Below are 20,932 nucleotides of genomic sequence, written 5' to 3'. Positions count from 1 at the left end.
GGAAAATCTCAGAAACATCACAAACAGGGCGGGCATTATACGCTCATTCCCTGCTCAAACCAGTTTTTTTACCAGCTCTTCGCTGTGACGAATGCGTCCCGGCGCATGTTCCAGATCCTGCTGTACCAGTGCCACAAAGAGCAGATCCGTCAGCATCATCTGCGCGCTGGTAGAGGAAATCGCCGCGCTGCGGGTGGCCTGTTCTTCGGCAATGGTGTACAAGCAGCGCGTGGCCCGCTGCTGCAGGGCATTCGGGTTAAAACCGGTAATCGCCAGGATTTTACCCCCGACGCGCAGCGTTTCATCAGACGCCAGATTGATCTCCCGACGTTCTCCGGAATAGGAGATGGCTAACAGCAAATCATTCGGGTCCATCGCCTGCACGGTAGACAGCAGGGCGTGCATGTCCTGTTCAACCACGGCGTTATAGCCGATCTTAGTCAGTTTCCAGCCAAAATTACGCGCCACCAGCCCCGACGCGCCAATGCCGGTCAGGATAATTCGCCGCGCCGCGCGCAGCATCGCCACGCTCTCTAGCAGTTTCTCTTCGCTGTTCACGTCAAGCGTAGCGTGCATCGCCGTTACGTTCTCTTTGATCAGCTTTTCACCGACCAGACGCATCGGATCGTCGCCGCGAATCTGATTGTGCAACGGCATGGATTGCGGATTTGGATTGTTGACCAGCGCTTCGCTGATCGCCAGTTTTAGTGCCGGAAAACCTTTAAAACCAATCTTTTGCGCGAATTTCACCACGCTGGACTGGCTCACGCCCGCTTCACTTGCCAGCTGCTGAGAACTGAGATGACGCGCATGATCGGGCTGGGAAAGCAGGAAATCCGCGAGTTTTTTATCGCTCTGGGCAAAGCCCGCGTACCGCTGGCGAATACGAATTAAACAGTTCATACGCCTCCTGGCGAAATGTGATTGCTGCTGCAAAACAGAATTTTGCTCGCCTGAATGAATTTTATATTCCATTATAGTACGGTTAATATGAATTAAAAATTCCTGAGGGACAAAAAATGAATCTTGGCTCACTCGTTTCAGAAACCCGTAATCCGCAAACCATGGATCTCGATGCGCTCTCCACGCTCGATCTTGTTAACCGTTTTAATCAACAGGATACGCTGGTCGCGCTGGCAGTGAAAGAGACATTGCCTGAGGTGGCAAAAGCCGTTGATGCCGCCGCCGCCGCGCTGAAAGCCGGTGGACGCATTATTTACATGGGAGCGGGGACCAGCGGACGTCTCGGGGTACTGGATGCCTCTGAATGCCCGCCGACCTTTGGCGTGCCGCACGGTCTGGTGATTGGGCTGATTGCCGGTGGGCCGGGGGCGCTGTTGAAAGCGGTCGAAGGGGCTGAGGACAATAAACAGCTGGGCGCGGATGATCTCGCCGCCCTGAGCCTGACCAAAAACGATCTGGTGGTCGGCCTGGCGGCATCCGGGCGTACGCCTTATGTCATCGGCGGTCTGGAATATGCTAAACAGCTGGGCTGCACGACGGTGGCGATCTCCTGTAACCCCGGTTCGCCGATTGCACAGGTTGCGGCGATTGCCATCTCTCCCGTCGTGGGGCCAGAAGCGCTGACCGGATCGACGCGCCTGAAATCGGGCACTGCGCAAAAGCTGGTACTCAACATGATCTCCACGGGGGCAATGGTGAAATTCGGCAAGGTCTACCAGAACCTGATGGTGGACATGAAAGCTACCAACATCAAGCTGGTGGATCGTGCCTGCCGTATGGTTGTGGAAGCCACCGGCGCCAGCCGTGAAGAGGCTGAAGCTGTTCTCCAACAAACCGATCACGACGTTAAACCGGCCATTCTGATGATTCTGAGCGGACTGGACGCCACAGCGGCACGCGCAAAACTGGAAGCCCATCAGGGATTCTTGCGGTCTGCATTACAAAACTAAAACTGAGGCGTATATGGAAAAAACAGCAGCGCTCGCCAGCGACATCTTGCAGGGGATTGGCGGGGAGAAAAACATCCGCCGTCTCGAAAACTGCATGACGCGCGTGCGGGTCGAAGTTCAGGACGACGGCCAGCTCGATCTGGCGCGTCTGAAAAAGCTCCCCGGCGTCAGCGGCTACGTAAAGCAGGGCGCACAGCACCAGCTGATTGTCGGGCCGGGTAAAGCCGCGCAGGTCGTTGATGCGATGCGTGCGCTGATGATCGGTGAAAGCGCTGAGGTTTTAGGCGATGTGGATCGCAACAAAGCGCAGGCCAAAGCCAAATACAAAGCCCCGATGAGCGATGCGCTGCGCCAGTTGGCCAACGTCTTTATTCCCCTGATCCCGGCGTTTATCGCGTCGGGTCTGATTACCGGGATTATCAATATCCTCAAACGCCCGGATATCGTCGGCGATTTTGCGACCCATTATCCAAACCTGCTTGGGATTCTGGGCATCTTTGGTAGCGCAGTATTTGCCATCATGAACATTCTAGTGGGTGTCAACGCGGCGAAAGTCTACGGCGGTTCGATGGCGATGGGCGGCGTGATGGCGGGGATCCTCTCCAGCCCGCAGCTGGCGCAAATCACCCTGTTTGGCGAAGCGCTCCAGCCCGGACGCGGCGGTGTCATCGCGGTGCTGCTGGTCGTCGCCCTGATGTGCTGGGTCGAGAAGCGTCTGCGCAGCCTGCTGCCGGGCTCGATTGAGCTGATACTCAATCCGCTGCTGACCACCCTGATCACCGGTACGGTCGCGATTGTGGCCTTGCAGCCGCTGGGCGGCTGGATCTCCGAGGCGATTGCGCACGGGGCGTCGATGGCTATCGATCGTGGTGGTTTGCTGGTGGGGGCGGTGCTGTCCGGTACCTTCCTGCCGCTGGTGTTAACCGGGCTGCACCAGGGGCTGGTGCCGATTCACGTGGAGCTTGTGCAGGCGCACGGCTACAACGCGCTGCTGCCGATTCTGTCGATGGCGGGGATGGGGCAGGTCGGTGCTGCGATTGCTATCTTGCTGAAAACCCGTAATGACCGGCTGAAAAAAGTGATCAAAGGTGCATTGCCGGTTGGATTGCTGGGCATCGGTGAGCCGCTGATTTTCGGCGTCACACTGCCGCTTGGCAAACCTTTCCTCGCGGCCTGTCTGGGGGGCGCGATGGGCGGGGCGTTGATCAGCTACTGGAAAGTGGCTACCGTTATTACTTTCGGGATCTCCGGTTTACCGCTGGCATTAACCATCGTGACCGGAAAAGTCATGCTCTATCTGTTAGGCTGTTTGGTAGCGATTATCGCCGGGTTCTTGTTTACCTGGCTGTTAGGATTCCACGATCCAGAGGAGTAAGGTTTGGTTAATCACGAACGCCGCGTTGTCTTTTTCGATTTGGATGGAACGCTACATCAGCAGGATATGTTTGGCAGTTTTATGCGCTATCTGTTGCGTCGCCAGCCCTTGAACGCGCTGCTCGTGCTGCCACTTTTGCCGATCATCGGGATCGCACTGTTGATAAAAGGGCGCGCGGCGCGCTGGCCAATGAGCCTGCTGTTATGGGGCTGCACCTTTGGGCACAGCGACGCGCGGCTCAGCCAGCTGCAACAGGATTTCGTCCACTGGTTTCGCGGGCACGTCACCGCGTTTCCGGTGGTTCAGGACCGGCTAACGGAGTACCTCAACGCCAGTGACGCCGATATCTGGCTTATCACCGGCTCGCCGCAGCCGCTGGTGGAACAGGTCTATTTTGACACGCCGTGGTTGCCGCGCGTAAATCTGATTGCCACTCAAATGGGGCGAGCCTACGGCGGATGGGTGCTGACGCTGCGCTGTCTGGGGCACGAGAAAGTGGTGCAGCTCGAGAAAAAAATCGGCACGCCCCTGCGCCTTTACAGCGGCTACAGCGACAGCAAGCAGGACAACCCGCTGCTCTATTTCTGCCAGCACCGCTGGCGCGTTACCCCTTCAGGCGAACTTCAGCAACTGGAATAGTGTTAATCATAACGGGTGTGTATAATGCCGCCCGCTTTCCGACTGGAGTACCTTTCGTTGTCTGACCTTGAACTCAATCATGAATACTGGATGCGCCATGCGCTTTCCCTTGCAAAACGCGCCTGGGATGAGGGCGAAGTGCCCGTGGGTGCCGTTCTGGTGCATAACAATCAGGTGATTGGCGAAGGGTGGAACCGTCCGATAGGGCGCCACGATCCGACTGCGCATGCCGAAATCATGGCTCTGCGTCAGGGCGGGCTGGTACTGCAGAACTACCGTTTGCTGGATACAACGCTGTATGTCACGCTGGAACCCTGCGTGATGTGTTCTGGTGCGATGGTGCACAGCCGCATCGGGACGCTGGTGTATGGCGCGCGGGATGAAAAGACAGGCGCTGCGGGTTCCTTAATGGACGTACTCGGTCATCCGGGCATGAACCACCAGGTCCAGATTATCGGTGGGGTACTTGCACCAGAGTGTTCGGGGCTATTAAGCGATTTCTTTCGAATGCGCCGTCAGCAGAAAAAGCAACAAAAGGCAGAATTGAAGTCGTCGGGTGATTAAGCTCATTCGGTGATACCACCGGATAGCTCTGCGCAAGCTGCTCGGCCTCCATCACTTCCTTCTCTTTCTCCTGCAGATAGCCTTCCAGGCTTATCTGATACTTGCGGATATTTTCCACATACGCGTAGGCTTCGTGCCCGCGCGCATAGCCGTACGTGAGTTTATTGTACCAGGGCTTCTGACTGAGCAGCGGCAGACGCTGTTTAACGTCAGACCAGCTGTCAGGATTGCCTTTGGTCTTGGCGGTCAACGCGCGGGCGTCGAGCATATGCGCGTAACCCATGTTGTAGGCCGCCAGTGCAAACCAGATCCGCTCCTCTTCCGGCACCGTTTCCGGCACTTTCGCCATCATATCCTGCAGATAACGCGCGCCGCCGCTGATGCTCTGTTCTGCGTCGGTGCGATCCGTCAGGCCGAGACTTTGCGCCGTATTCTTGGTGAGCATCATCAGGCCACGCACGCCGGTGGGTGAAGTCGCCTGGGCGTCCCAGTGAGATTCCTGGTAAGAAATCGCCGCCAGCAGGCGCCAGTCGATCGCCTGGGCGTATTTCTCGAACAGCGGCTGGAGTTCCGGCAGCACACTGTCGACCGCGCGCAGGAAGCTGCGGGTATCGACATAATCGAAATCGCCGCCGTGACCGAGATACTTCTCCTCAAGCCGCGCGAGGGTACCTTCTTCGTTCATCGAATTGAAGAAATCAAGGATCGCGGCGGCGAGGGTTTGATCTTCGTCGAGAGGGCTAAACCAGGTAACGGGCTGTTCGTCGGTCACGTCCAGCGCCACGGCCAGCTCCGGATGCACGCGCTGGAACAGACTGATTGCCACGGAATCGGCGATGGTGTACGCCAGCTTTTTATCTTTTACCTGTTCCAGTAGGGCCGTAGTGCCGAGTTTGTCATCGACCTTCCAGCTGAGATCCGGGTATTTCTTCTCTTTCAGGGAGCGCAAATCGTCAATCACCACATGGCCTGGCGCGATGGTGAGTTGCTGATCGTTAAGGGCAGCAAGCGTACGCGGGCGCACTCCGCCCACGCGATAGACAAGTTGCTGAGAAACGGAGTAGTAGGTCGGCCCTGGCTGATAGTTCTTGCTGCGCTCGCTGTTATAGACCAGCCCGGCGGCGAGCATATCGGCATCGCCGTTATCCAGGTCGTCAAACAGCTGGCTGATATTCTGGCGAACGGTGATTTTGAGTTTCACGCCCAGGTAGTCGGCAAACTGCTGCGCCAGTTCGTAATCGAGACCGGTAATTTTGCCGTTAACGTTGTTGTAGGTCAGCGGAGAGCTGATGGTACTGACACGCAGCTCCCCCCGCGACTGGATCGCGGCGATACGGTTTTCGGCTTTGCCGAACCAGGGGATTGAAGGCCACAGGGCCGCTGCCAGCAGCAAGGTTACAATGCCGATGAGCAGATAATTAATCTTTAATTTTTTCAATTAGTTAATTCTCTGCGCCGTGCGTTGCCTCAGTGTGCTGTAGCCATGTTAAGAATAAGGTTTGCCATTGATTGAGCGGCATTTTGCGCAAACTTACGACAGTTGGCAACAAATTAGAGAGACAGGTCACACCTATGGATAAAAATGCGAGATGATTTTATTTCGACGCAAACGGTTTCGTCGGCGCTCAGGATTCTCTATAATGACGCCCGTTTTCCCCTTGCGCACACTGTAAGCGCCTCAGGCGCTTCGAAGACGAGAGACTTATGATGGAAATTCTGCGTGGTTCGCCTGCACTGTCTGCCTTCCGTATCAACAAACTGCTGGCACGTTTTCAGGCTGCCGACCTTCCGGTAAGCAATATTTACGCTGAGTATGTCCATTTTGCTGACCTGAATGCTCCCTTAGATGCGCAGCAGCGCGAGCAGCTTGAACGCCTGCTCAAGTATGGCCCGAGCCTGAGCAGCCATACGCCAACCGGCAAACTGATCCTTGCGACGCCTCGCCCTGGCACCATCTCCCCCTGGTCTTCTAAAGCCACTGACATTGCCCACAACTGCGGCCTGAGCCAGATTAATCGTCTGGAGCGCGGCATGGCGTATTACGTTGAAGCCTCGACGTTGACCGCTGAACAATGGCAGGCCGTTACCGCTGAGCTGCACGACCGCATGATGGAAAGCGTTTTCGCGTCGCTGGATGATGCACAACAGCTGTTCTCTCACCATCAGCCTGCGCCCGTTCAGAGCGTGGATCTGCTGGGTGAAGGCCGCCAGGCGCTGATTGATGCCAACCTGCGTCTGGGTCTGGCGCTGGCAGATGACGAGATTGACTACCTGCAGGATGCGTTCGTGAAGCTGAACCGCAACCCGAACGACATCGAGCTCTATATGTTCGCGCAGGCCAACTCCGAGCACTGCCGCCATAAGATTTTCAACGCCGACTGGGTTATCGACGGTGAAGAACAGCCGAAGTCGCTGTTCAAAATGATCAAAAACACCATGGAACAAACGCCTGACCACGTCTTGTCTGCCTATAAAGACAACGCGGCAGTAATGGAAGGTTCTGAGGTGGGCCGCTTCTTCGCCGATCGCGAAGCAGGGCGCTATGCATTCCATCAGGAGCCTGCGCACATCCTGATGAAAGTGGAAACGCACAACCACCCGACGGCGATTTCGCCATGGCCGGGCGCAGCGACCGGTTCCGGCGGCGAAATCCGTGACGAAGGCGCAACCGGACGTGGGGCAAAACCAAAAGCGGGCCTGGTCGGTTTCTCCGTCTCTAACCTGCGTATTCCTGGCTTTGAACAGCCATGGGAAGAAGATTTCGGCAAGCCAGAGCGCATTGTCACCGCGCTAGACATCATGACCGAAGGCCCACTGGGCGGCGCGGCGTTTAACAACGAATTTGGTCGCCCGGCGCTGAACGGCTACTTCCGTACCTATGAAGAGAAAGTCGACAGCCACAACGGCGAAGAGCTGCGCGGCTACCACAAGCCCATCATGCTGGCAGGCGGGATCGGCAACATCCGCGCCGATCACGTGCAGAAAGGTGAGATCACCGTCGGCGCGAAACTGATCGTTCTCGGCGGCCCGGCGATGAATATCGGTCTGGGCGGCGGGGCGGCCTCTTCGATGGCCTCTGGTCAGTCTGACGCAGACCTCGATTTTGCTTCCGTACAGCGCGATAACCCTGAAATGGAGCGCCGTTGCCAGGAGGTGATCGACCGCTGCTGGCAGCTTGGCGATGCCAACCCTATTCTGTTCATTCACGACGTCGGCGCGGGCGGTCTCTCTAACGCCATGCCGGAGCTGGTGAGTGACGGCGGCCGAGGGGGGCGTTTCAACCTGCGCGATATTCTGAGCGATGAGCCAGGCATGAGCCCGCTGGAAATCTGGTGTAATGAATCCCAGGAACGCTACGTGCTGGCGGTCTCTGCGGACCAGTTGCCGCTGTTCGACGAACTGTGCCGCCGCGAGCGCGCACCGTACGCGGTCATTGGTGAAGCGACGGAAGAGCTGCATCTCACCATGAACGATCCGCATTTCGACAATCAGCCGATTGATCTGCCGCTTGACGTGCTGCTGGGCAAAACGCCGAAGATGACCCGCAACGTGCAAACCCGTAAAGCCGCAGGCAAAGCGCTGGATGTGCGCGGGATCGCCATTGCTGATGCCGTGAATCGCGTCCTGCACCTTCCGGCGGTAGCGGAAAAAACCTTCCTCGTGACCATCGGCGACCGCTCGGTGACCGGTATGGTGGCCCGCGATCAGATGGTTGGGCCATGGCAGATCCCGGTGGCGAACTGCGCGGTGACCACGGCGAGCCTCGACAGCTACTACGGCGAAGCGATGGCGCTGGGCGAACGTACCCCGGTTGCACTGCTGGACTTCGCCGCCTCGGCCCGTCTGGCGGTCGGCGAAGCGCTGACCAACATCGCTGCGACCCAGATTGGCGATATCAAACGCATCAAACTGTCCGCAAACTGGATGGCCGCAGCCGGGCACCCTGGTGAAGACGCGGGTCTGTATGAAGCCGTAAAAGCGGTCGGCGAAGAACTCTGTCCGGCGCTGGGTCTCACCATTCCGGTCGGCAAAGATTCTATGTCGATGAAAACCCGCTGGCAGGAGGGCAACGAGCAGCGCGAAATGACCTCTCCGCTGTCGCTGGTTATCACCGCTTTTGCCCGCGTGGAAGATGTGCGTCACACCATCACGCCACAGCTGGCTACGGAAGATAACGCCCTGCTGCTGATTGATCTCGGTAAAGGCCATAACGCTCTCGGTGCCACTGCGCTGGCGCAGGTTTATCGTCAACTGGGCGACAAACCGGCAGATGTGCGTGACGTGGCGCAGCTGAAAGGCTTCTACGACGCCATTCAGGCGCTGGTAGCCGATCGCAAACTGCTGGCCTATCACGACCGTTCAGACGGCGGCCTGCTGGTGACACTGGCCGAGATGGCTTTCACCGGCCACTGCGGTGTGGAAGCAGATATCGCTTCGCTGGGCGACGACCGTCTGGCGGCGCTGTTTAACGAAGAGCTGGGCGCGGTCATTCAGGTCCGTGCCGCTGACCGCGATGCCGTTGAAGTGCTGCTGGCGCAGCATGGTCTGGCGGATTGCGTACACTATCTGGGTAAAGCCGTCAGCGGCGATCGCTTCGTGATTGAAGCGGACGGTCACGCGGTATTTAGCGAAAGCCGCTCCACGTTGCGTATGTGGTGGGCCGAAACCACCTGGCAGATGCAGCGTCTGCGCGATAATCCTGAGTGCGCCGATCAGGAGCATGAAGCCAAAGCGAATGACAGCGATCCGGGTCTGAACGTGAAGCTCTCCTTCGACATTAACGAAGACGTGGCGGCACCTTACATTGCGACCGGCGCGCGTCCGAAAGTGGCGGTTCTGCGCGAGCAGGGCGTGAACTCCCACGTGGAAATGGCGGCAGCGTTCCACCGTGCGGGCTTTGACGCTATCGACGTCCACATGAGCGACCTGCTGGCAGGGCGCACCGGGCTGGACGATTTCCAGGCACTGGTTGCCTGCGGCGGCTTCTCTTACGGCGACGTGCTGGGGGCAGGTGAGGGATGGGCGAAATCCATTCTGTTCAACAATCGCGTGCGCGATGAGTTCGAAACCTTCTTCCACCGTCCGCAGACGCTGGCGTTGGGCGTGTGTAACGGCTGCCAGATGATGTCGAATCTGCGCGAACTGATCCCTGGCAGTGACGCCTGGCCGCGCTTTGTGCGTAACCAGTCCGACCGCTTCGAAGCGCGCTTTAGCCTGGTTGAAGTGACCCAAAGCCCGTCTCTGCTGCTGCAGGGGATGGTGGGCTCGCAGATGCCGATTGCGGTTTCACACGGTGAAGGGCAGGTGGAAGTCCGCGATGCTGCGCATCTGGCTACGCTCGAAAGCAAAGGGCTGGTGGCACTGCGCTTCGTCGATCACTTCGGCAAAGTGACGGAAACCTATCCGGCAAACCCTAACGGCTCTGCAAACGGCATTACTGCCGTGACCAGCGAAAGCGGCCGCGCCACCATCATGATGCCGCACCCTGAGCGTGTATTCCGTACCGTCAGCAACTCCTGGCACCCGGAAAACTGGGGCGAAGACAGCCCGTGGATGCGTATCTTCCGCAATGCGCGTAAGCAGTTAGGTTAATCAGCCTGTCAATGCCGGGCGGCACTGTGTTTGCCCGGCCTTCAAAAGGCTTAAATCGGAGGCCCGGTGAGCGCTAGCGCCATCGGGCTTTTTTTGTCGCAAAAATGCGACAAACGCATAACAACCCTGTCGCTAAAAGGAGACATGTAACTCGTTGATTTTAAATGGGTGCGTAAGAGTGGTGAGAAGGTGTATCTAATTAGCGACACTTAGCCTGGAAATCGTTCAGTCAGCAACTAACACTGTTTTGCCACAAATCTGTTAAATATCATGAAGATAATAATTTGTTTTGCATTCTGGCACGGCTGTTGCATAATATTAATTAGTGGCTCATTCACCCTCTTATGTCAGCCCCTTCGGGACGCGCTACATAAACTTCGAATGACGCACAACAAGGTGCCTGCCGTCCAACTACTGATTATAGCGATGCTTTATCAGACCCAGGGCGAAACGTCGAGTAAGGCACCGCCTCTTTTCGCAACAAAGCCGGGTTTTTACCCGGCTTTGTTGTATCTGACGGGCTGACTCAGTTAGCATCACTCAACACCCACATTGAGAGAGTCATGCGTTGAAACGCTGGTCAATTTTCCCTCGCTCCCTGCGACAGCTCGTTATGATGGCATTCCTGCTGATCCTGTTACCCTTGCTGGTTCTGGCCTGGCAGGCGTGGCAGAGCCTCAATGCCCTCAGCGCTCAGGCGGCGCAAACTAACCGCACAACGCTGATCGATGCCCGTCGCAGCGAGGCGATGACCAATGCCGCGCTGGAAATGGAGCGTAGCTACCGCCAGTATTGCGTGCTCGACGACCGCACGCTGGCGAAGGTCTATCAGAACCAGCGCAAGCGCTACAGCGAAATGCTGGACGCACATGCGGGCGTTCTCCCCGACGACAAACTCTATCAGGCGCTGCGTCAGGATCTTAACGATCTGGCGCAACTGCAGTGCAAAAACAGCGGGCCGGACGAGGTCGCGACCGCACGCCTCGAAGCCTTTGCTAACGCCAATACCGAGATGGTGCAGTCCACGCGCACCGTTATATTCTCTCGCGGACAACAGCTTCAGCAGGAGATCGCCGAACGCGGTCAGTTCTTTGGCTGGCAGGCGCTGGTGCTGTTTCTGGTTAGCCTCGGTCTGGTGCTGCTGTTTACCCGCATGATCATCGGCCCGGTGAAGGGCATCGAACGGATGATTAACCGTCTGGGGGAGGGCAAATCCCTCGGCAACACCGTGGTGTTTAAAGGCCCGCGTGAGCTGCGATCCGTCGGTCAGCGCATCATTTGGCTCTCCGAGCGCCTACAGTGGCTGGAATCACAGCGCCATCAGTTTTTACGTCATATCTCTCATGAGCTGAAAACGCCGCTCGCCAGTATGCGCGAAGGCACCGAGCTGCTGGCTGACGAAGTGGCGGGGCCGCTGACCCCCGAGCAAAAAGAAATTGTTGAGATTCTCGATGACAGTAGCCGCAATCTGCAGAAGCTGATTGAGCAACTGCTTGATTACAACCGCAAGCTGGCCGACGGTGCCGTCGAGCTGGAAAACGTCGAGATTGAGCCGCTGGTGGATATGGTGCTCTCTGCCCACAGCCTGCCTGCGCGAGCTAAAATGATGCATACCGACCTGGATCTCCAGGAGCCGGTCTGTTTTGCCGAACCTATGCTATTAATGAGTGTGCTGGATAATCTTTATTCCAATGCGGTGCACTATGGTACTGAATCCGGTAACATTTATATTCGCAGTTTTACCCACAATTCACGGGTCTGTATTGACGTCGCCAACACCGGTAGTCCCATCCCGGATGACGAACAGAAGATGATTTTTGAGCCCTTTTTCCAGGGAAGTCATCAGCGAAAAGGTGCGGTTAAAGGGAGCGGTTTGGGCTTAAGCATTGCCCGCGATTGCATACGGCGGATGCACGGGGAGTTATATATCTCCCACGACGATCGCGCTGATGTCTGTTTTCGCATTGAGCTGCCCCTTGAGCCGGAAAAATCAATGAAATGAATCTAAGTCTGGTGAGTATGTCACACGTCTTTTTCCGCGCGGTTAACGCGACGTTTTCCAGTAAAATTTTACGCTTAGGTCTGCCATGTCTGCTGCTGGCGGGCTGCGTGGCGCACACGCCAAAAAGTGCGATCAGCGATAAACAAGAAGATAAATTACCTGAACATCAGCTGGCCGATTTCCTCTCCACCGATTGCGATGATATCTGGCAGCTCAACGGCCATGATGTCGAATCGAACCCGCTGTTCTGGCTGCGCGGCATGGATTGCGCCGAGCGTCTCGCGCCAGCTGTGGCGCGCGCGCAGGCGCATCAGTGGGTCGACGACACCTGGCAGGACACCTTTAAGCGCGGCATTCTGTTGGCCAATGCGAAAATTAATCCCGTAGAGCGTCGCAATAATACGTCGCGGATGGATGCGCTCAGTCCGCAGATCCCGGCGCAGATCCGCCCTCTGTATCAGCTGTGGCGTGACGGGCAGGTGCTACAGCTGCAGCTCGCCGAAGAGCGCTTCCGCTACAGCAAACTGCAACAGTCCGCAGATGGTGAACTGGATACCCTGCGCCAGCAGCAGCAATACTTACGTTCCCAGCTTGATACGACCACCCGCAAGCTGGAAAACCTGACGGATATCGAACGTCAGCTCTCCACTCGCAAGCCGTCCAGCAACTATTTGCCGGATAATACGAAAGGCACTGCGCAGCCCGCCAAAACGCCGGAGCAGGAGAGCGAGACGCCGAAACAAGAGGATGTGAAGCCATGACAAGCCGCAAACCTGCCCATCTCCTGCTGGTGGATGACGATCCCGGCCTGCTCAAGCTGCTGGGAATGCGTCTGGTCAGCGAGGGCTACAGCGTGGTCACTGCCGAAAGCGGCGCTGAAGGACTGAAAGCGCTGGGGCGCGAGAAGGTCGATCTGGTGATTAGCGATCTGCGCATGGACGAGATGGACGGGATGCAGCTGTTTGTCGAAATTCAGAAGCTGCAGCCGGGAATGCCGGTGATTATCCTCACCGCCCACGGCTCGATTCCTGACGCGGTCGCCGCCACGCAGCAGGGGGTGTTTAGCTTCCTGACCAAGCCGGTGGACAAAGACGCGCTGTACAAAGCCATCGACGATGCGCTGGAACACTCCGCCCCGTCGGTGGATGAGAAGTGGCGCGAATCCATTGTAACCCGCAGCCCGGTGATGCTGCGCTTGCTGGAGCAGGCGCGGATGGTGGCCCAGTCTGATGTCAGCCTGCTGATTAACGGCCAGAGCGGTACCGGGAAAGAGATTCTGGCCCAGGCGATCCACAACGCCAGCCCGCGCAGTAAAAATGCCTTTATCGCCATCAACTGCGGCGCATTGCCGGAACAGCTGCTGGAGTCTGAACTCTTTGGTCATGCGCGCGGGGCCTTTACCGGCGCGGTCAGCAGCCGTGAAGGGCTGTTCCAGGCGGCGGAAGGCGGCACGCTGTTTCTTGATGAAATTGGTGATATGCCTGCGCCGCTACAGGTCAAGCTGCTGCGCGTATTGCAGGAGCGCAAAGTGCGCCCACTCGGCAGCAACCGGGATATCGATATTAATGTGCGCATTATTTCGGCCACGCACCGTGACCTGCCGAAAGCGATGGAGCGCAAAGAGTTTCGTGAAGATCTCTACTACCGCCTTAATGTCGTAAACCTGAAAATCCCCGCTCTGGCGGAACGTTCAGAAGATATTCCCCTGCTCGCGAACCATCTTTTGCGCCAGTCAGCCGATCGCCACAAACCCTTCGTGCGCGCGTTCTCCACCGACGCCATGAAACGCCTGATGACCGCCAGCTGGCCGGGCAACGTGCGTCAACTGGTCAACGTGATTGAGCAGTGCGTGGCGCTGACCTCTTCGCCGGTGATCAGCGATGCGCTGGTGGATCAGGCGCTGGAAGGGGAAAACACCGCGCTGCCCACGTTTGTCGAGGCGCGTAACCAGTTCGAACTCAACTATCTGCGTAAGCTGCTGCAGATCACCAAGGGTAACGTCACCCACGCCGCGCGCATGGCCGGGCGTAACCGCACTGAGTTCTACAAACTGCTGTCGCGGCATGAGCTGGAAGCGAACGATTTTAAAGAGTAGTACCGCAAAATTTGACTGACTATGATACTGTGAGCAATCGATTACGAGGCTACAGACAGGCGAGCGTTTAAGGACCCACCATGAAAAAGATTGATGCGATTATTAAACCTTTCAAACTGGATGATGTGCGTGAAGCGCTGGCGGAAGTCGGTATCACCGGGATGACAGTCACCGAAGTGAAAGGCTTTGGTCGCCAGAAAGGTCATACCGAGTTGTACCGTGGCGCAGAGTACATGGTGGATTTCCTGCCGAAAGTGAAAATCGAAATTGTGGTGACTGACGATATCGTCGATACCTGCGTGGATACCATTATCCGCACGGCGCAGACCGGTAAAATCGGTGACGGCAAGATCTTCGTCTTTGACGTGGCGCGTGTCATCCGCATTCGTACTGGTGAAGAAGACGACGCGGCAATTTAAGACGGCGTCGATGTCATACGCGGGTAGAGCGAACTGCCAGGCGTAATAAAAAGCCCCTCTGAAAGGGGCTTTTTGCGTTACAGCACTTTGTGTGGGCCAAAGCATTCGTAATGGATCTGCTCTGCTTTAATACCCAATTCAACCAGCTGCTTCGCGGCAAACTGCATAAAACCGACCGGACCGCAGAGATAAAACTGCATGGCCGGATCGCTGAACGCCCCTTCCTGAGTCCATAAATCCATCAGCCCTGCGCTATCAAACACGTCATCGCTTTCCGGTTTGTTATACCAGATGTGAGAGGTGAAGCGCGGCAGCGTGGCACCCAGCGTTTTAACGTCTTGCGCAAAGGCATGGACCTGGCCGTTTTCCGCCGCGTGGAACCAGTTCACCTGCGCGCTGTGGTTTGCCGCTGCGAGGGTATCGAGCATCGCCAGCATCGGCGTTTGGCCGACACCCGCAGAGATCAGCGTGACAGGCGTGTTCGCTTCTACCGCCATAAAGAAATCACCCGCCGGTGCCGCCAGATGCACCACGTCGCCGACGCTGGCGTGATTATGCAGCCAGTGAGAAACCTGACCGCCGTCTTCACGTTTCACCGCAATACGATAGCCTTTTCCATTCGCTTTACGCGTCAGAGAGTACTGACGAATTTCCTGATGCGGGAACCCTTCTGGTTTCAGCCATACGCCGAGATACTGACCCGGCTGATAATCCGCAACTGGTTTGCCGTCGACGGGTTCAAATTCAAAGCTGGTGATCAGGGCACTGCGCGGGGTTTTATCGGCGATACGGAACGCGCGCGTGCCTTCCCAGCCGCCGTTTTTCGTCGCGTGCTCGCTGTAGATTTGCGCTTCACGATTGATGAACACATTCGCCAGCACGCCGTAGGCTTTGCCCCAGGCGTCCAGCACTTCCTGGCCTGGGCTGAACATCTCGTCGAGCGTCGCCAGCAGGTGGCTACCAACGATATCGTACTGCTCAGGTTTAATCTGGAAACTGGTGTGCTTCTGGGCAATTTTCTCAACCGCAGGCAGCAGCGCGGCCAGATTTTCAATATTGCTGGCATACGCGGCGATGGCGTTAAACAGCGCCTCGCGCTGATCGCCGTTGCGCTGATTGCTCATATTGAAAATCTCTTTCAGCTCTGGGTTATGAGCGAACATGCGATCGTAAAAATGGGCGGTCAGTTTCGGTCCGGTTTCGACCAGCAGGGGAATGGTGGCTTTAACGGTAGCGATGGTTTGAGCGTCTAACATAGCAACTTCCTTCGATTGTTACTCTAATGATGTATTTTAAATGCATCTTATAAAAAATAGCCCTGCTTTGTAAATGGTTCTTTGCATGATGAAATAGTTGCATCACAAACCTGAAAAGAAATCCATTGAAAATCGCGAGGTCTTTATTCCTCAAACCCTTGCGTGGCGGGTAGGTAAACGTTTGCGTAAAATCCTTTGTCAAGACCTGTTATCGCAACACTATTCGGTTATACTGTTGCCCGTCGTCTATCAGGACAGCCTTTTCAGGCCAAAATTTTATTGTTAGCTGAGTCAGGAGATGCGGATGTTAAAGCGTGAAATGAACATTGCCGATTATGATGCCGAACTGTGGCAGGCTATGGAGCAGGAAAAAGTACGTCAGGAAGAGCACATCGAACTGATCGCCTCCGAGAACTACACCAGCCCGCGCGTAATGCAGGCGCAGGGTTCTCAGCTGACCAACAAATATGCAGAAGGTTACCCGGGCAAACGCTACTACGGCGGTTGCGAATACGTTGATATCGTTGAACAACTGGCGATTGACCGTGCTAAAGAGCTGTTTGGCGCAGACTACGCGAACGTACAGCCGCACTCTGGTTCTCAGGCGAACTTCGCGGTTTACACCGCGCTGCTGCAGCCGGGCGATACCGTTCTCGGTATGAACCTGGCGCAAGGTGGCCACCTGACTCACGGTTCCCCGGTTAACTTCTCCGGTAAACTGTACAACATCATCCCTTATGGTATTGATGAGTCCGGTAAAATTGACTACGAAGACATGGCGAAGCAGGCGCAGACCCATAAACCGAAGATGATCATCGGCGGTTTCTCTGCTTACTCCGGCGTGGTTGACTGGGCAAAAATGCGTGAAATCGCAGACAGCATCGGTGCATACCTGTTCGTTGATATGGCGCACGTCGCCGGTCTGATTGCAGCAGGCGTTTACCCGAACCCGGTTCCACATGCACACGTTGTCACCACCACGACCCACAAAACCCTGGCGGGTCCGCGCGGCGGCCTGATCCTGGCGAAAGGTGGTGACGAAGATCTGTACAAAAAACTGAACTCTGCCGTCTTCCCAAGCGCTCAGGGCGGCCCGCTGATGCACGTTATCGCAGCAAAAGCCGTTGCCCTGAAAGAAGCGATGGAGCCAGAGTTCAAAGTTTACCAGCAGCAAGTGGCGAAAAACGCGAAAGCGATGGTGGAAGTGTTCCTGAACCGCGGTTACAAAGTGGTTTCTGGCGGTACTGAGAACCACCTGTTCCTGCTGGATCTGGTTGATAAAAACCTGACCGGTAAAGAAGCCGATGCCGCGCTGGGCCGTGCTAACATCACCGTTAATAAAAACAGCGTACCAAACGATCCGAAGAGCCCGTTTGTGACCTCCGGTATCCGTATCGGTTCTCCGGCTGTCACTCGCCGCGGTTTCAAAGAAGCGGAAGTGAAAGAGCTGGCTGGCTGGATGTGTGATGTTCTCGATAACATCAACGATGAAGCTGTGATTGAACGTGTTAAAGGTAAAGTGCTGGATATCTGCGCACGTTTCCCTGTCTACGCGTAATCCTGCTCGCAGAAATAATAAAGGCCGCGTAAGCGGCCTTTATGTTATCTAGCGACGGTCGACAGATATTGCTCCCGGCCCGGTCACGGCCAGCAACAAAAAACGCGCCGGCAATGCTGATATTCTTGTAGAAGTTAATCATGTTAGGCATAACCGCATCACCGCTCATATCCCAGTAGTGGTGACCAATCACCGCTGTCCCAAGCGTATAGAGGACAAAGAGCAGCGCCAGCGGCCGGGTGAAGAACCCGAGCACAATCAGAATCGCGGCGGGCACTTCCATGATCACCGCAATAATCGCCGCCAGCATCGGCATCGGTGCGCCGAGCGACGTCATATATTGCACCGTTCCATCAAAACCGGTCATTTTCGGAATACCAAAAATAATAAACAACACAACAATCGCGATACGTGCAATCAGCAGTACCAGCGGGCGGGACTGTCCGAAATCGAAATAGCGTAGAGTGTTCATGGCAGGCTCGTTATTGGATGGGGCTTATCTTAAAGCTAATACACAACCGGTAACTCCGCCATAAGACCAAATTATCAGCCGCTTAACCCTTCGCAAGTCTGCTCCATGACCCCGTGCATTTCGACTCGCTTCCTGCCCCGTTCCCGCTTTTGGCGGCCTGAATGCAATCTCGATAATCCGTTGGCGTAAGCGTTTCAGGAGCGAATAAACAGGCGCTGTCTGGCAGAGGTAATGTGATGGTTATCACAATATCATCGCAAACTCCGTGGCTGATGCTGTTTCGAATGTCGGGTGAACCACGCTTATGCCTCGAACCTCAGCGCCATCCGGTGAATGCCCGTCATCAGGCCGGACAACCAGGTTTAGCAGCGTTAGCCCAGGATGAGCGCACCCGTTTAGCCTCAGAAATTGCCGCCGAATCAACGGCAAATTCCTGTTAATCAGCTGTTAATAGCCGCTTGCGTCGGCCACTTTTTAGCGCCAGACTAGCGCCTCCAAAACGGGAGGGATTCATGGGTTTGCATTCCACGCGCTGGCTGGCGCTCAGCTATTTTACCTACTTTTTTAGCTACGGTATTTTTCTGCCTTTCTGGAGCGTCTGGCTCAAAGGTATCGGCCTGACGCCGGAAACCATCGGCATTCTGCTGGGTGCAGGCCTGGTGGCGCGATTCCTGGGCAGCCTGCTGATTGCGCCGCGCGTCAGCGATCCCTCTCTGTTGATTAAGGCCATGCGCATCCTCGCGCTGCTGACGCTAGTGTTCCTCGCGGGCTTCTGGGTGAATCAGCAGTTTGCGTGGCTGATGGTGGTGATGGTCGGTTTTAACCTCTTCTTCTCGCCGCTGGTACCGCTGACGGACGCGCTGGCGAACACCTGGCAAAAACAGGTGACGATGGACTACGGACGCGTGCGCCTGTGGGGGTCCATCGCCTTTGTGATTGGCTCGGCGCTGGTGGGCAAACTGGTCAGTCTCTACGACTATCGGGCGATTCTGGCGCTGTTAAGCGTCGGTATTGCCTCAATGCTGCTGGGGATGTTGCTGCAGCCGTCGGTGAAACCGCAGGGCGAAAGCCGTCACCAGGAGAGCACCGGCTGGGCCGCCTGGCGGTCACTGATTAAACAGAGCTGGCGTTTTCTGGCCTGCGTCTGTCTGTTGCAGGGCGCTCACGCGGCCTACTACGGTTTTAGCGCCATTTACTGGCAGGGGGCGGGGTATTCCGCGTCGGCAGTGGGTTATCTCTGGTCGCTGGGCGTGGTGGCGGAAGTCATTATCTTTGCTCTCAGCAAGAAGCTGTTCCGCCGTTTTGGTGCGCGCGATCTGCTGCTGCTCTCCGCCGTCTGCGGCGTGTTGCGCTGGGGCATTATGGGCTGGACCACCGATCTCCCCTGGCTGATTGTGGCTCAGATCCTGCACTGCGGTACCTTTACCGTGTGCCATCTGGCGGCGATGCGCTACATCGCTGCGCGTCAGGGCAGCGAAGTGATTCGTCTCCAGGCGGTCTATTCGGCGGTGGCGATGGGCGGCAGTATCGCCGTGATGACGGTGTTTGCGGGCTTCCTCTATCAGCACCTCGGCCACGGCGTGTTCTGGGTGATGGCGCTGGTGGCGCTGCCAGCGATGGTGGTTCGTCCCAAAGTGGCAGCGCGCAGCGAAGCGCTATGATTCCAGCATGGCGCGTATATGTTCCTGCTGCTGCGCATTCAACGTCTCTACGGCATGAATGAGCGGCGGCGAGAACAGCGGCAGGGCGGTAGGGTACGGAGTAATAATCAGCGCCGCCTCGCGCGGTGCGCCGTCTTTCTGAAACGTCTGGAGCGACACATAGCGGATATTCAGAGGCAGCAGCGTCAGCTCGCGCAGCTGCTCTTCAATCATCACTTCGCAGGCTTTATCATCGCCCGTTAACAGCACCACCTGTTTTTCATGCAGGTCGGTCTCCTGCATCAGCCAGGCGCCGAAAATCACCGCCACCAGGCTCATCTCCTCATCGGAAAACCGCAGGCCAAATTCTGCTTCCACTTCAAACAGCACATCCCGGGTAGTGCGCATCAGGCGCGGATAGAGGCGACCGATCTCTTCGGGCAGACTGTTGTCGATACCAACGCCAAACAGCGAGCGGTCCAGCGCCTGGGAAAGATGGATGTACAGCTGATCCGTCAGCCCCTGTTCGTCGCTAAAGCGCATTCCTGTTTGCCCGCGAAAGCGCCCGATCATCCGCGAGATGGCGTGGCGCAGGCGTTGATCCAGTTGATGCGCATCGCGCAGCGGATCGGGCGTGCGCAGCATCATAAACAGCAGTGACAAAAACAGCGGCTCATCGGCATGCGGGCTTTGCCGCACGCGGCGCTGCCAGTGGCGGACGATCTCTTGTGCTGCCAGATATTCACCGCGCGAATGCGCCCAGTGGCGCTGGACAGCGGAGAACTGTGGCGTCTGCCCCAGATGATGCTGGATCAGGCAATATTGCAGATAGAGCTGCAAAAACTGCACGTCGCGACACTCGAAGTGGCGCTGCAGGCGGCGCGAACAGAAGTTGATCAGCGCGCGCAGATTGGTATCGTCATACAGCGTACGCGCAATGCCGAGTTGTTTAAGCTCGGTTTTGAGCGCCGGGGTAAACTGTTGTGTAATAAAATGCGGACAGAGCCGCAATGCCCGTCGCAACCAGTGCAGCAGGCATAAACGTTGATCGAGCGTCGTACCTTCAATTCGGTAGCTGCCGTCATGATGCGTCACGATGTTCAGCCGGTGATAGCGCTGGATCTCATCGCGTGTCTCGGCTATATCTTGCCGTGCAATGTCGTCGTCCACCCCATTGATATCAACAATACTTTGCGGGGTCACGGCAATACCTGGCAGGTAAAGCATCAAAAGCACCTGGCAGCGGCGCTGCGAACTGGAAAGCACAGATGGGTTTTCGAGGGTCGTCATCATCTGTCGGGTATCCAGTAGGAGTATTCGATAAGAATAGCTAAAGGATGTGCGCAGGAAAGCGCACCCGTGGGTCTTTCCGTCAGGAATGCGGGAGAACATCACAGAATTTTTGAC

General features: G+C 56.5%; 15 protein-coding genes and 2 pseudogenes. 12 read left to right on the top strand and 5 right to left on the bottom strand.

Annotated features, from left to right (window positions below):
* Nucleotides 1-54: 54 nt before the first annotated feature.
* Entirely contained in the window at nucleotides 55-903 is an 849-nt protein-coding gene (locus ETG88_RS13725) for a MurR/RpiR family transcriptional regulator (protein ID WP_100779286.1), read from the bottom strand.
* 116 nt (nucleotides 904-1,019) lie between these two features.
* Here ETG88_RS13725 and murQ point away from each other — a divergent pair, with 116 nt between their 5' ends.
* From murQ to tadA, 4 genes are read left to right on the top strand one after another with little or no spacing between them, the layout of a single operon-like run.
* Nucleotides 1,020-1,913, top strand: a complete 894-nt coding sequence (gene murQ / locus ETG88_RS13720) for an N-acetylmuramic acid 6-phosphate etherase (protein ID WP_129035588.1) — start codon at nucleotides 1,020-1,022, stop codon at nucleotides 1,911-1,913.
* Between the two features lie 13 nt (nucleotides 1,914-1,926).
* On the top strand, nucleotides 1,927-3,288 hold the full coding sequence (locus tag ETG88_RS13715) for a PTS transporter subunit EIIC (protein WP_129035587.1): 1,362 nt from the start codon (nucleotides 1,927-1,929) through the stop codon (nucleotides 3,286-3,288).
* A 3-nt stretch (nucleotides 3,289-3,291) separates the two neighbouring features.
* Nucleotides 3,292-3,927, top strand: coding sequence for a phosphatidylglycerophosphatase C (gene yfhb, locus ETG88_RS13710; protein WP_100779289.1), 636 nt, complete (start codon nucleotides 3,292-3,294; stop codon nucleotides 3,925-3,927).
* 24 nt (nucleotides 3,928-3,951) lie between these two features.
* On the top strand, nucleotides 3,952-4,491 hold the full coding sequence (gene tadA / locus ETG88_RS13705; RefSeq protein ID WP_107703097.1) for a tRNA adenosine(34) deaminase TadA: 540 nt from the start codon (nucleotides 3,952-3,954) through the stop codon (nucleotides 4,489-4,491).
* On the opposite strand, the pseudogene mltF reads toward tadA, so the two are convergent.
* A pseudogene (gene mltF / locus ETG88_RS13700) lies at nucleotides 4,379-5,944 on the bottom strand (membrane-bound lytic murein transglycosylase MltF); the annotation flags it as partial. The gene tadA and the pseudogene mltF overlap by 113 nt on opposite strands.
* A 251-nt stretch (nucleotides 5,945-6,195) precedes the next feature.
* Here mltF and purL point away from each other — a divergent pair.
* From purL to glnB, 5 genes are all read left to right on the top strand, one after another.
* Complete coding sequence (purL, locus tag ETG88_RS13695) at nucleotides 6,196-10,083, top strand: phosphoribosylformylglycinamidine synthase (RefSeq protein WP_129035585.1); 3,888 nt, start codon at nucleotides 6,196-6,198, stop codon at nucleotides 10,081-10,083.
* A gap of 568 nt (nucleotides 10,084-10,651) precedes the next feature.
* Nucleotides 10,652-12,085, top strand: coding sequence for a two component system sensor histidine kinase QseE/GlrK (gene qseE / locus ETG88_RS13690; RefSeq protein ID WP_164971801.1), 1,434 nt, complete (start codon nucleotides 10,652-10,654; stop codon nucleotides 12,083-12,085).
* Nucleotides 12,082-12,846 carry a two-component system QseEF-associated lipoprotein QseG gene (gene qseG, locus ETG88_RS13685; RefSeq protein WP_129035584.1) on the top strand — a complete coding sequence of 255 codons (765 nt, stop codon included), beginning with the start codon at nucleotides 12,082-12,084 and terminating at the stop codon, nucleotides 12,844-12,846. The genes qseE and qseG overlap by 4 nt, the downstream gene beginning before the upstream one ends.
* A complete protein-coding gene (gene glrR, locus ETG88_RS13680; protein WP_100779295.1) occupies nucleotides 12,843-14,180 on the top strand; it encodes a two-component system response regulator GlrR in 1,338 nt (445 codons plus the stop codon). The genes qseG and glrR overlap by 4 nt, the downstream gene beginning before the upstream one ends.
* Before the next feature lie 80 nt (nucleotides 14,181-14,260).
* Nucleotides 14,261-14,599 carry a nitrogen regulatory protein P-II gene (glnB, locus tag ETG88_RS13675; RefSeq protein ID WP_002914032.1) on the top strand — a complete coding sequence of 113 codons (339 nt, stop codon included), beginning with the start codon at nucleotides 14,261-14,263 and terminating at the stop codon, nucleotides 14,597-14,599.
* Between the two features lie 77 nt (nucleotides 14,600-14,676).
* Here the strand turns inward: glnB and hmpA are convergent, their stop codons facing one another.
* A complete protein-coding gene (gene hmpA, locus ETG88_RS13670; RefSeq protein ID WP_129035583.1) occupies nucleotides 14,677-15,855 on the bottom strand; it encodes an NO-inducible flavohemoprotein in 1,179 nt (392 codons plus the stop codon).
* A 304-nt stretch (nucleotides 15,856-16,159) separates the two neighbouring features.
* Between hmpA and glyA the strand changes: the two genes are divergently transcribed.
* Complete coding sequence (gene glyA, locus ETG88_RS13665; protein WP_100779297.1) at nucleotides 16,160-17,413, top strand: serine hydroxymethyltransferase; 1,254 nt, start codon at nucleotides 16,160-16,162, stop codon at nucleotides 17,411-17,413.
* 48 nt (nucleotides 17,414-17,461) lie between these two features.
* Here glyA and ETG88_RS13660 read toward each other — a convergent pair.
* Nucleotides 17,462-17,885, bottom strand: a pseudogene (locus ETG88_RS13660) (DoxX family protein).
* Between the two features lie 236 nt (nucleotides 17,886-18,121).
* On the opposite strand from ETG88_RS13660, the gene ETG88_RS13655 reads away from it, so the two are divergent.
* Both ETG88_RS13655 and ETG88_RS13650 read left to right on the top strand, forming a co-directional pair.
* Nucleotides 18,122-18,325, top strand: coding sequence for an aldose epimerase family protein (locus tag ETG88_RS13655; protein WP_420890801.1), 204 nt, complete (start codon nucleotides 18,122-18,124; stop codon nucleotides 18,323-18,325).
* A 72-nt stretch (nucleotides 18,326-18,397) separates the two neighbouring features.
* Nucleotides 18,398-19,546: a 3-phenylpropionate MFS transporter gene (locus ETG88_RS13650; RefSeq protein WP_123427064.1), complete on the top strand. Its 1,149-nt coding sequence runs from the start codon at nucleotides 18,398-18,400 to the stop codon at nucleotides 19,544-19,546.
* On the opposite strand, the gene csiE is transcribed toward ETG88_RS13650, so the two are convergent.
* Nucleotides 19,541-20,818, bottom strand: coding sequence for a stationary phase inducible protein CsiE (csiE, locus tag ETG88_RS13645; RefSeq protein ID WP_107703108.1), 1,278 nt, complete (start codon nucleotides 20,816-20,818; stop codon nucleotides 19,541-19,543). The genes ETG88_RS13650 and csiE overlap by 6 nt on opposite strands.
* Nucleotides 20,819-20,932: the final 114 nt, after the last annotated feature.

It is taken from the genome of Lelliottia nimipressuralis (assembly GCF_004115925.1).
In the GTDB taxonomy this organism is placed as follows: domain Bacteria; phylum Pseudomonadota; class Gammaproteobacteria; order Enterobacterales; family Enterobacteriaceae; genus Enterobacter; species Enterobacter nimipressuralis.
This window is presented reverse-complemented; position numbering and strand designations above follow the sequence as displayed.

Bases quoted from the DNA above. Each gene is read 5' to 3' on its own strand.
- csiE (WP_107703108.1), bottom strand. From the start codon at position 20,818: ATGATGACGACCCTCGAAAACCCATCTGTGCTTTCCAGTTCGCAGCGC.
- glrR (WP_100779295.1), top strand. From the start codon at position 12,843: ATGACAAGCCGCAAACCTGCCCATCTCCTGCTGGTGGATGACGATCCC.
- ETG88_RS13655 (WP_420890801.1), top strand. From the start codon at position 18,122: ATGGTTATCACAATATCATCGCAAACTCCGTGGCTGATGCTGTTTCGA.
- murQ (WP_129035588.1), top strand. From the start codon at position 1,020: ATGAATCTTGGCTCACTCGTTTCAGAAACCCGTAATCCGCAAACCATG.
- qseG (WP_129035584.1), top strand. From the start codon at position 12,082: ATGAATCTAAGTCTGGTGAGTATGTCACACGTCTTTTTCCGCGCGGTT.
- ETG88_RS13715 (WP_129035587.1), top strand. From the start codon at position 1,927: ATGGAAAAAACAGCAGCGCTCGCCAGCGACATCTTGCAGGGGATTGGC.
- tadA (WP_107703097.1), top strand. From the start codon at position 3,952: ATGCCGCCCGCTTTCCGACTGGAGTACCTTTCGTTGTCTGACCTTGAA.
- hmpA (WP_129035583.1), bottom strand. From the start codon at position 15,855: ATGTTAGACGCTCAAACCATCGCTACCGTTAAAGCCACCATTCCCCTG.
- ETG88_RS13650 (WP_123427064.1), top strand. From the start codon at position 18,398: ATGGGTTTGCATTCCACGCGCTGGCTGGCGCTCAGCTATTTTACCTAC.
- glyA (WP_100779297.1), top strand. From the start codon at position 16,160: ATGTTAAAGCGTGAAATGAACATTGCCGATTATGATGCCGAACTGTGG.
- glnB (WP_002914032.1), top strand. From the start codon at position 14,261: ATGAAAAAGATTGATGCGATTATTAAACCTTTCAAACTGGATGATGTG.
- ETG88_RS13725 (WP_100779286.1), bottom strand. From the start codon at position 903: ATGAACTGTTTAATTCGTATTCGCCAGCGGTACGCGGGCTTTGCCCAG.
- purL (WP_129035585.1), top strand. From the start codon at position 6,196: ATGATGGAAATTCTGCGTGGTTCGCCTGCACTGTCTGCCTTCCGTATC.